Origin of the sequence: Altericroceibacterium indicum, assembly GCF_009828105.1 — a bacterium.
Lineage (GTDB): Bacteria > Pseudomonadota > Alphaproteobacteria > Sphingomonadales > Sphingomonadaceae > Altericroceibacterium > Altericroceibacterium indicum.
In genome coordinates, this window is the sequence record NZ_WTYQ01000003.1 from 519,179 (window position 1) to 529,677 (window position 10,499).

Sequence of the window (10,499 nt, forward strand, 5' to 3'; positions counted from 1 at the left end):
CGGCGGATGCGGATCATGGCGACGGGGCTGCTACTGCTGATGGCGGCCATTTTTCTCACCGCGCGTCATTTTCTGCCAGCCTATCCCGGTTTGAGTTACCTTATCGCGTTTAGTGAAGCGGCGATGGTCGGTGGATTGGCGGACTGGTTCGCCGTCACAGCGCTTTTTCGCCGCCCGCTGGGTCTGCCGATTCCGCATACGGCGATTATTCCTGAGAAGAAGAATCGCATCGCTGACAGTATGGCCACTTTCCTGCAGGCCAACTTTCTGACACCGGAAGTTGTGGCCCGCCGTATGCGCGCTTTCAATCTCGCCAGAGCGGCAGGAGATTTTCTGATCGCTCCTGGCAGTGGAGAAAATTCACGAATCCGCACCGGTGCGGGCGCATTGCTTGCAGACATCCTCGAGTCTTTGGACCCGGACAGGTTGGGCAATCAGGTGAAGGCCGGCCTCAAATCTCAATTGGACAGAATTGAAGTATCTCCACTGTTGGGGCAGGCCTTGCAGGCTGCCATTGCGGATAAGCGCCACCTTCCCCTGATCGAGAGCCTGATCCGTTGGACAGGTGTTGCGCTGGAGCAGAATGAAGAACTGGTCCGATCCATGGTGCGTCAACGAGCTAATGCTCTGGTCCGCTGGACGGGGCTGGATGAGCGGTTAGCGAACTCGGTGGTCGATGGGCTCTACAAGATGCTGGCGGAGATTCTGATCAACCCTCAGCATCCCTTGCGCTTGAAATTAGAAGAGGGGCTGGAAAAATTCGCCCATGACCTTTCCCATGACCCAGCCATGCAAGCCAAGGTTGAGCGGATGAAGCGCGAGATCACGGATAATCCTGCGGTTGGAAAATGGTGGGAAGGGGTTTGGGAGAGAATGCGGCTGGCGATGATCGATGTGGCACGCAACCCCAATGGGGCGTTGCCGGATCATTTGGGGGGGAGCCTTGCTGAACTGGGCCATGCCCTGCGTGATGATGAGAGGCTTCAGTCTCAGATCAATCGCTTTGCGCGCCGAACAGCTGTCGGTTTAACCACGCGCCATGGCGGAAAGATCGTGCAACTCGTGTCGGAAACGGTGCGTCGGTGGAATGGTAGAACGATCTCGGACCGGATCGAAGGCGCAGTGGGGCGCGACCTTCAATTTATCCGTATCAATGGCACGCTGGTCGGTGGTCTGGTCGGGCTTACCATTCACATTTTGGATCAATTGTTATGAGTGAACGGCCCTTCTTGCAGACTCAGCGGCTGGAATTATGGAAGCCGCAAGCGCGAGACATGCACGAATTGGTTGCGCTGACCCGGCATGAAGAAACAGCGCGTTTCATCGGCGGCCCAAAAGCTTACGCAGAGGATGTCACACGCTTCATGCGTCATGCGGGCAGTTGGATGCTGTTTGGTTATGGTAGTCTTATGCTCCGTGAACGCGGCAGTTCAGACATTCTGGGGACGCTGGCTATTTTTTATAGCTGGCGTGATCTGGGGAAGGATATGGACGGCCTACCGGAAGCTGGCTGGATACTTCGGCATGATACTGCAGGGAAGGGATATGCTCATGAGGCGATGAGCGCCATTTTTAACTGGTTCGATGAAGAGCACGGCCTGCCGCTCAATTGTATGATAGATTCAAATAATTTTGCATCGATCAAACTTGCAGGAAAACTGGGGTTCAAGCCAATGCGGGAAGCACAGCTTCCAGATGGGGCGAGGACGCAGCTTTTTCATCGGGAGGCAAAGCGAAAGAATTGATCGAATATGAAAAGGGCGGGAAATTATCCCGCCCTTTTGCTTTGATATAAATGAAAAGCTTAGAGCTTCCCGGTCAATTCCGGCACGGCTTCAAACAGATCAGCCACCAGACCGATATCGGCGATCTGGAAGATCGGGGCATCCTCATCCTTATTGATCGCCACGATCACTTTGGAATCCTTCATGCCCGCCAGATGCTGGATCGCGCCGGAAATACCGACAGCGATATACAGTTCGGGCGCCACGATTTTGCCAGTCTGGCCAACCTGATAATCATTCGAGATGTAGCCTGCATCGACCGCCGCGCGTGATGCGCCAACGGCAGCACCAAGCTTATCAGCCAAAGGCGTAATGACCTGTTCGAATGTTTCAGCATCCTTCAAGGCCCGGCCACCGGATACGACAATCTTGGCGCTGGTAAGATCGGGGCGCTCGCTCTCAGATGCTTCGAGACCGACGAAGCTCGATAAGCCGGAATCGCCTTCCGCGCTGGCATTTTCGATAGCGGCAGAACCGCCTTCAGCTTCGGCTTTGTCAAACGCTGTCCCGCGCACTGTGATGACAAGCTTGGCATCCGATGATTCAACCGTTGCAATGGCATTGCCGGCGTAAATCGGGCGAGTGAAAGTCTTCTCACCTTCAACCGACAGGATATCAGAAATCTGCATCACATCGAGCTTGGCGGCCACGCGTGGTGCGATATTTTTGCCGTTGCTGGTGGCAGAAGCAACGAATGCGTCATAGCCATCCATCAGGCCGGTGATGAGCGGAGCAACATTTTCCGGCAGCATCTTGGCGTAGGCAGCATCTGATGCCAGCAGCACTTTTTCAACGCCTGCGATCCTGGCTGCAGCATCGGCGGCCTTGCTGGCTTCATCACCTTCGCCGGCGACCAGCGCATGAACTGCACCGATTTTGGCGGCTGCGGTGACTGTGGAAAGCGTCACGTCCTTAACCGCGCCTGCTTCATGTTCAACGAGAACGAGGACAGTCATGCGTTCACTCCCAATGCCTTCAGCTTGGCAACCAATTCATCGACCGAGCCAACCTTTTCGCCAGCCTGACGGACGGGCGGTTCCGCAACCTTCAGCGTTTTCAGCCGTGCGGTAATATCAACGCCGTAATCTTCTGGCGTCTTCTCATCCATCGGCTTCTTCTTGGCCTTCATGATATTCGGCAAAGAGGCATAGCGCGGTTCGTTGAGGCGAAGATCGGCGGTTACAATAGCAGGCAGAGCGAGCTTCACTGTTTCAAGACCATCATCCACTTCTCGGGTGACGGTGACGTGATCGCCATCGATTTCGACCTTGCTGGCGAAGGTGCCTTGCGGGCGATCTATCAGAGCTGCCAGCATCTGGCCGGTCTGGTTGCTGTCATCATCAATGGCTTGCTTGCCCAGGATGATGAGTTGCGGATTTTCCTCTGCGGCAACGGCTTTGAGGATTTTGGCAACAGCGAGCGGTTCCACCTCAGCTTCGGTCTGAATCAGTATCGCACGGTCAGCGCCCATGGCAAGCGCGGTGCGCAGCACATCCTTGGACTTTGGGGCGCCAATCGAGACAGCAATCACTTCGTCAGCCTTGCCTGCTTCCTTGAGGCGCACGGCTTCTTCCACCGCAATCTCGTCAAACGGATTCATGCTCATTTTGACATTGGCGATATCGACGCCAGAGCCATCAGGTTTCACCCGAGGCTTCACATTATAATCAATGACCCGTTTAACGGGTACGAGGATCTTCATGGGGTCAGCCCTTCCTCTCGGCTCGTATAAAACTCTTCACTACTATGTGTCCGCCTTCGCGCCGACCACGCTGGTCGTCAAGAGGCACGATGTCCCGACCCATCTGGTAGCAGGGGCGGTGATGATCAAGGCGCGAGGCTTTGCTGCGACTGTCTTCCGGACAAAATAAAATCGCCGGATGCGCTTGGCACCCGGCGATTGTGATGTTCCATGTGGCCGGGATTGATCCAGCCTCAAACATTACGCTTGATCAGGCAGCCTGCTTCACTTCACCGACGATCTTTTTGGCGGCATCGCCAAGATCTTCAGCAGCTACGATTGGCAGACCGGAATTGGCGAGGATGTCCTTGCCTTCCTGAACATTGGTGCCTTCGAGGCGAACCACCAGCGGTACACTGAGATCGACTTCCTTGGCAGCGGCAACAATACCTTCAGCAATGATGTCGCAGCGCATGATGCCACCGAAGATGTTGACCAGAATGCCTTTAACTGCAGGGTCGGACAGAATGATCTTGAAGGCAGCCGTGACCTTTTCCTTGGTCGCGCCGCCACCAACGTCGAGGAAGTTGGCTGGGAAAGCACCATTGAGCTTGATGATATCCATCGTCGCCATGGCCAGGCCTGCGCCATTCACCATGCAGCCGATGTCGCCATCGAGCTTGATGTAAGCCAGGTCATACTTGCTGGCTTCGATTTCCATCGCGTCTTCTTCGCTTTCGTCACGCAGCTCAGCCACGTCCTTGTGGCGATAGAGTGCGTTCGAATCGAAGCTCATCTTGGTGTCGAGAACGAGCAGCTTGCCATCCTTGGTTTCCACCAGCGGGTTGATTTCGAGCATTTCGCAGTCGAGATCAACAAACGCCGTGTAAAGCTGTTTGGCCAGCTTCTGGGCCTGCTTGTTGAGATCGCCTTCAAGCTTGAGAGCGAAAGCAACCGCGCGGCCGTGATGCGGCATGAAGCCTTGTGCTGGATCGATTGTGATGGTGGCAATCTTTTCAGGCGTGGAGTGAGCCACGTCTTCAATGTCCATACCGCCTTCGGTCGAAACGATCATGGCAACCCGGCCAGAGGCGCGATCAACGAGAAGCGAAAGATAATATTCGCTCGCAATGTCGACACCGTCTGTGATGTAAAGGCGGTTCACTTCCTTACCGGCATCGCCGGTCTGGATGGTCACCAGAGTGTTGCCGAGCATTTCCTTGGCATTCGATTCGACCGCTTCGATCGAGTCGGACAGGCGAACACCGCCCTTGGCATCGGGGCCGAGTTCAATGAACTTGCCTTTGCCGCGGCCGCCAGCATGGATTTGTGCTTTAACAACATAAAGCGGCCCAGGGAGCTTCTTTGCGCCTTCAACAGCTTCTTCAACCGTGAGTGCAGGGTAGCCAGCGGGGATGCCGACACCATATTTAGCCAGAAGTTCCTTGGCCTGATATTCGTGGATATTCATGGGAGAGTATCTCCGACTGGGAGGGATTAACAGACTCCCGTGCGCATAAGCATATGCTGAGGCGCTTGAAAAGAGGCGCGTCGGCGCGCAATCCTTAATATTGAATGATAGACCACCTTCATCTTGAGCAGATTTGCCGCGAAGCAGCGACCATCGCGATGGGCCAATGGCCCGGTGCAGGGCATGCGCTGGATATTTGGCAAAAGGAGGGCGGCAGCCCGGTATGTGCCGCTGACCTTGCCGTCGATTCGTTTTTGAAAAGAGAACTGAGTGCTTTGCTACCATCGGCGGGGTGGTTGTCAGAAGAAACGGCAGATGATCCCGCTAGGCTTGATAGAGGCCTGTTATGGCTGGTCGATCCGATCGATGGAACACGCGACTATATAAGGGGGCTTAGCGGCTGGTCTGTCTCGGTGGCTCTGGTAAGCGAAGGCCGCCCCCTTATAGGAATGCTCGTCGCCCCGGCGCGGGATGAAGTGTGGAGCGCTGTGGCAGGGCAGGGTGCCTGGCGTAATGGCATCGCTCTTCAGGCCAGCAAAAGAGAGCAATTAGCAGGCGCACGTGTTCCGGTCGATTCGCTGCCGCGCGAAGATGCCGATCTGACTATCGTCTATAAGCCGAATTCCATCGCTTTGAGAATCGCAATGGTTGCGGCTGACGAAGCGGATCTGGTGGCGACTTTAAGGTGGGGCTTTGAATGGGACATCGCTGCCGCCACTCTTATAGCGCGTGAGGCGGGGGCGGCGATCAGCGATGCATTTGGAGAGCCACTCAATTTCAATAAGCGTGATCCAAGAGCATTTGGCCTCCTCGTATGCTCACCAGCCATGCATAATGCGGCAATAGAGCGTTTGGCCGATCGTGCAGAGCGATACGCCTGAATTCAGTTTGTGAGGCGATGGATTGGCGATGCGCACGGACAGATTCGCGACGCTTGGAGCTGTCAAATCACAGCCCGAGTCTTGAAATGTTTTGACTGACCAGCAGCGCAAACCAGCACCTGAATAGATGTTCAACGCAATTCAGCCGTTTCAACCCATAGTTAACAAACTAAAAGACTGATAGTTTCGCTAAATTGAAACTTTTTGACGATTTCATGAAAAAAGTGTGTTGACCGAATCTGGGGTTAGTCCTAGAGGGGCTTCACCGACACGGGGACGGCGCTTCTGGCGCTACTGAGTTGGTCGCCAACATTGATGGGATAGCAATTCCCCTGGGATTTAATTTCAGGGACTGATTGCTGTCTTTGTTGTTGGGGTTCTTTGACATTGTTGATTGATTGATGAAGGGACATGTGGGCGACGGCGCCCGGTCCGGGGGTTTTAAGGCTCCGGATACCGGTATTTAAGTCGTTACCTTACATAGTCCTTCGTATCCATTACGTTTGATAGATGCAGGTAATCGGCTCCTTGAACGTTGGTATGATGGCTGGCTTTGGCTGGTTATTGTATTGATGCACTCAAACTTGAGAGTTTGATCCTGGCTCAGAACGAACGCTGGCGGCATGCCTAACACATGCAAGTCGAACGAACCCTTCGGGGTTAGTGGCGCACGGGTGCGTAACGCGTGGGAACCTGCCTTAAGGTTCGGAATAACAGTTAGAAATGACTGCTAATACCGGATGATGTCTTCGGACCAAAGATTTATCGCCTTAAGATGGGCCCGCGTTGGATTAGGTAGTTGGTGGGGTAAAGGCCTACCAAGCCGACGATCCATAGCTGGTCTGAGAGGATGATCAGCCACACTGGGACTGAGACACGGCCCAGACTCCTACGGGAGGCAGCAGTGGGGAATATTGGACAATGGGCGAAAGCCTGATCCAGCAATGCCGCGTGAGTGATGAAGGCCTTAGGGTTGTAAAGCTCTTTTACCAGGGATGATAATGACAGTACCTGGAGAATAAGCTCCGGCTAACTCCGTGCCAGCAGCCGCGGTAATACGGAGGGAGCTAGCGTTGTTCGGAATTACTGGGCGTAAAGCGCGCGTAGGCGGTCTATTAAGTCAGGGGTGAAATCCCGGGGCTCAACCCCGGAACTGCCCTTGAAACTGCTAGACTAGAATCTTGGAGAGGTCAGTGGAATTCCGAGTGTAGAGGTGAAATTCGTAGATATTCGGAAGAACACCAGTGGCGAAGGCGACTGACTGGACAAGTATTGACGCTGAGGTGCGAAAGTGTGGGGAGCAAACAGGATTAGATACCCTGGTAGTCCACACCGTAAACGATGATAACTAGCTGTCCGGGTTCACAGAACTTGGGTGGCGCAGCTAACGCATTAAGTTATCCGCCTGGGGAGTACGGTCGCAAGATTAAAACTCAAAGGAATTGACGGGGGCCTGCACAAGCGGTGGAGCATGTGGTTTAATTCGAAGCAACGCGCAGAACCTTACCAGCGTTTGACATCCCGATCGCGATGAGAGGAGACTCTTTTCTTCAGTTCGGCTGGATCGGTGACAGGTGCTGCATGGCTGTCGTCAGCTCGTGTCGTGAGATGTTGGGTTAAGTCCCGCAACGAGCGCAACCCTCATCCTTAGTTGCCATCATTTAGTTGGGCACTTTAAGGAAACTGCCGGTGATAAGCCGGAGGAAGGTGGGGATGACGTCAAGTCCTCATGGCCCTTACACGCTGGGCTACACACGTGCTACAATGGCGGTGACAGTGGGCAGCTAGTTCGCAAGAACATGCTAATCTCTAAAAACCGTCTCAGTTCGGATTGTTCTCTGCAACTCGAGAGCATGAAGGCGGAATCGCTAGTAATCGCGGATCAGCATGCCGCGGTGAATACGTTCCCAGGCCTTGTACACACCGCCCGTCACACCATGGGAGTTGGTTTCACCCGAAGGTAGTGCGCTAACTCGCAAGAGAGGCAGCTAACCACGGTGGGATCAGCGACTGGGGTGAAGTCGTAACAAGGTAGCCGTAGGGGAACCTGCGGCTGGATCACCTCCTTTCTAAGGATTAGTACGAAAGCGCCAGCCCTTGCGGTTGGAAGAGCTTCGCACTTTTTCAAAGAACATTGCCGTCGTCCTCATGTCCTTTCATCACTGGAGATTGTTACAGGCGCTTTACTGCGCATGTGATAAATGCCTGAGCTGGCTCACGCCGCCCGCGGCTTGGCAATTCTATTGTATAGAATTGAGAGCTTGTGATGGCGCGATGGGCCGGTAGCTCAGGTGGTTAGAGCGCACGCCTGATAAGCGTGAGGTCGTAAGTTCAACTCTTACTCGGCCCACCATAGATTTTAAAGTTTGGTAGGGGGCCTTAGCTCAGCTGGGAGAGCACCTGCTTTGCAAGCAGGGGGTCATCGGTTCGATCCCGATAGGCTCCACCATTTATGTGGCCTACCGCTGCGCTGCTTGAGGCGTTTAAGCGCCTATCGCTTACGCTACTTGAGGCGCATTCTTTACACTCCAGTGTATGAAATACATCTGATCCCGCCCGGCTTTGGCCAGGGTGTGGTAGCGAAGAGATCTGCTCTTCGCGTCTTTGACATTGTGAATGGGTTTTTAATCGATGCCGTGGCGCATGGATTTATATTGGTCTACGGACTGATGTGATCATGCGACACAACAGATATTTTATGTCTGGCTGAGATAACGTCCGCAACAAAAGCTACAGGTTAGTAGCATGGGTTTGAGGACTTGCTGGTTTATGCAAGCAGCAAGTTTTATCACTCTCAGGCCTGTCGTTGATGGTGTGGATTCTCAAGCGTGAGGTAAGAGCATTTGGTGGATGCCTAGGCATGTACAGGCGATGAAGGACGTGGCACGCTGCGATAAGCGTCGGGGAGTTGTGAGCAAACTTTGATCCGGCGATTTCCGAATGGGGAAACCCACCTTCACCATTTCTCTCGTTGTTCGAGCAATCGGATAATGAGCGAGGTGGATAGGGTATCACCTTAGTGAATATATAGCTTTGGTGAAGCGAACCCGGAGAACTGAAACATCTCAGTACCCGGAGGAAAAGACATCAACCGAGATTCCGTTAGTAGTGGCGAGCGAACGCGGACCAGGCCAGTGCTTCTCATTCAATTAACAGAACACTTTGGAAAGAGTGGCCATAGCGGGTGACAGCCCCGTATGTGAAAATGATGTGAGAAGACTCGAGTAGGGCGGGACACGTGAAATCCTGTCTGAACATGGGGGGACCACCCTCCAAGCCTAAATACTCGTACATGACCGATAGTGAACTAGTACCGTGAGGGAAAGGTGAAAAGCACCCCGATTAGGGGAGTGAAACAGTACCTGAAACCGAATGCTTACAAGCAGTTGGAGCCTCTTTAGGGGGTGACAGCGTACCTCTTGCATAATGGGTCAGTGACTTAATCTACCATGCAAGCTTAAGCCGATAGGTGTAGGCGCAGCGAAAGCGAGTCTGAATAGGGCGACAGAGTATGTTGGATTAGACCCGAAACCCGGCGATCTATGCATGACCAGGATGAAGGTGCGGTAACACGCACTGGAGGTCCGAACCGTTTAATGTTGAAAAATTATCGGATGAGTTGTGCTTAGGGGTGAAAGGCCAATCAAGCCGGGAAATAGCTGGTTCTCCGCGAAATCTATTGAGGTAGAGCGTCGGATGTATGCCGTTGGGGGTAGAGCACTGGATGGGCTAGGGGGTCGCGAGATCTACCAAACCTAACCAAACTCCGAATACCAACGAGTCTTATCCGGCAGACAGACGGCGGGTGCTAAGGTCCGTCGTCAAAAGGGAAACAGCCCTAACCTACAGCTAAGGTCCCCAAGTCATCACTAAGTGGGAAAGCATGTGGGAATCCCAAAACAACCAGGAGGTTGGCTTAGAAGCAGCCATCCTTTAAAGAAAGCGTAACAGCTCACTGGTCTAAATAAGGGTTCCTGCGGCGAAAATGTATCGGGGCTAAAGTGATGCACCGAAGCTTAGGGTTCAGAATTTATTCTGAGCGGTAGCGGAGCGTTCCGTAAGCGAGTGAAGCTCAAGGGTAACCGAGGGTGGACGTATCGGAAGTGCGAATGCTGACATGAGTAGCGATAAAGAGGGTGAGATGCCCTCTCGCCGAAAGACCAAGGGTTCCTACGCAATGCTAATCAGCGTAGGGTGAGCCGGCCCCTAAGACGAGCCCGAAGGGGGTAGTCGATGGGAACCACGTTAATATTCGTGGGCCTGAAGATGTGTGACGGATTGTGGAAGTTGTTCGATCTTAACGGATTGATCGGGCAGCCAAATAGTCCCAGGAAATAGCCTCTTCATATAGACCGTACCCGAAACCGACACAGGTGGTCAGGTAGAGTATACCAAGGCGCTTGAGAGAAGTATCCTGAAGGAACTCGGCAAATTGCCTCCGTACCTTCGGAAGAAGGAGGCCCTGTCTTAAGGCAACTTTTGGCAGGGGGCACAGGCCAGGGGGTAGCGACTGTTTATCAAAAACACAGGACTCTGCTAAGTCGGCTTCAAGACGACGTATAGGGTCTGACGCCTGCCCGGTGCTGGAAGGTTAAGAGGAGGAGTGCAAGCTCCGAATTGAAGCCCCAGTAAACGGCGGCCGTAACTATAACGGTCCTAAGGTAGCGAAATTCCTTGTCGGG

General features: G+C 53.6%; 6 protein-coding genes, 2 tRNA genes and 2 rRNA genes. 7 read left to right on the forward strand and 3 right to left on the reverse strand.

From position 1 onward, the window contains the following. Window positions 1-6 precede the first annotated feature (6 nt). Window positions 7-1,215 (forward strand): DUF445 domain-containing protein, encoded by a 1,209-nt coding sequence (locus GRI39_RS10850; RefSeq protein ID WP_160739771.1) that lies wholly within the window; start codon window positions 7-9, stop codon window positions 1,213-1,215. Next, on the forward strand, window positions 1,212-1,745 hold the full coding sequence (locus tag GRI39_RS10855; protein ID WP_160739699.1) for a GNAT family N-acetyltransferase: 534 nt from the start codon (window positions 1,212-1,214) through the stop codon (window positions 1,743-1,745). Before GRI39_RS10850 ends, GRI39_RS10855 begins: the two co-directional genes overlap by 4 nt. 59 nt (window positions 1,746-1,804) lie before the next feature. Here the strand turns inward: GRI39_RS10855 and GRI39_RS10860 are convergent, their stop codons facing one another. The 3 genes from GRI39_RS10860 to sucC all read right to left on the reverse strand — a co-directional run bounded on the left by GRI39_RS10860 (window position 1,805) and on the right by sucC (window position 4,936). Beyond that, window positions 1,805-2,740, reverse strand: a complete 936-nt coding sequence (locus GRI39_RS10860; protein WP_160739700.1) for an electron transfer flavoprotein subunit alpha/FixB family protein — start codon at window positions 2,738-2,740, stop codon at window positions 1,805-1,807. Beyond that, window positions 2,737-3,486, reverse strand: coding sequence for an electron transfer flavoprotein subunit beta/FixA family protein (locus GRI39_RS10865; RefSeq protein WP_160739701.1), 750 nt, complete (start codon window positions 3,484-3,486; stop codon window positions 2,737-2,739). The genes GRI39_RS10860 and GRI39_RS10865 overlap by 4 nt, the downstream gene beginning before the upstream one ends. 250 nt (window positions 3,487-3,736) lie before the next feature. Next, the gene (gene sucC, locus GRI39_RS10870; protein ID WP_160739702.1) at window positions 3,737-4,936 is read right to left on the reverse strand and encodes an ADP-forming succinate--CoA ligase subunit beta; all 1,200 of its coding nucleotides are present in this window, start codon (window positions 4,934-4,936) and stop codon (window positions 3,737-3,739) included. 104 nt (window positions 4,937-5,040) lie between these two features. Here sucC and GRI39_RS10875 point away from each other — a divergent pair, with 104 nt between their 5' ends. The 5 genes from GRI39_RS10875 to GRI39_RS10895 all read left to right on the forward strand — a co-directional run. Next, entirely contained in the window at window positions 5,041-5,817 is a 777-nt protein-coding gene (locus GRI39_RS10875) for a 3'(2'),5'-bisphosphate nucleotidase CysQ (protein ID WP_160739703.1), read from the forward strand. Window positions 5,818-6,397: 580 nt separating this feature from the next. Then, a 16S ribosomal RNA gene (locus GRI39_RS10880) occupies window positions 6,398-7,886 on the forward strand. 207 nt (window positions 7,887-8,093) lie between these two features. Further along, a tRNA-Ile gene (locus tag GRI39_RS10885) sits at window positions 8,094-8,170 on the forward strand. Between the two features lie 20 nt (window positions 8,171-8,190). Beyond that, window positions 8,191-8,266: transfer RNA gene (locus GRI39_RS10890), tRNA-Ala, on the forward strand. A gap of 374 nt (window positions 8,267-8,640) precedes the next feature. Beyond that, window positions 8,641-10,499: ribosomal RNA gene (locus GRI39_RS10895) — 23S ribosomal RNA — on the forward strand; the annotation flags it as partial.

Coding starts and splice junctions, on each gene's coding strand:
- GRI39_RS10855 (WP_160739699.1), top strand. CDS start 1,212: ATGAGTGAACGGCCCTTCTTGCAGACTCAGCGGCTGGAATTATGGAAG.
- GRI39_RS10860 (WP_160739700.1), bottom strand. CDS start 2,740: ATGACTGTCCTCGTTCTCGTTGAACATGAAGCAGGCGCGGTTAAGGAC.
- GRI39_RS10850 (WP_160739771.1), top strand. CDS start 7: ATGCGGATCATGGCGACGGGGCTGCTACTGCTGATGGCGGCCATTTTT.
- GRI39_RS10865 (WP_160739701.1), bottom strand. CDS start 3,486: ATGAAGATCCTCGTACCCGTTAAACGGGTCATTGATTATAATGTGAAG.
- sucC (WP_160739702.1), bottom strand. CDS start 4,936: ATGAATATCCACGAATATCAGGCCAAGGAACTTCTGGCTAAATATGGT.
- GRI39_RS10875 (WP_160739703.1), top strand. CDS start 5,041: ATGATAGACCACCTTCATCTTGAGCAGATTTGCCGCGAAGCAGCGACC.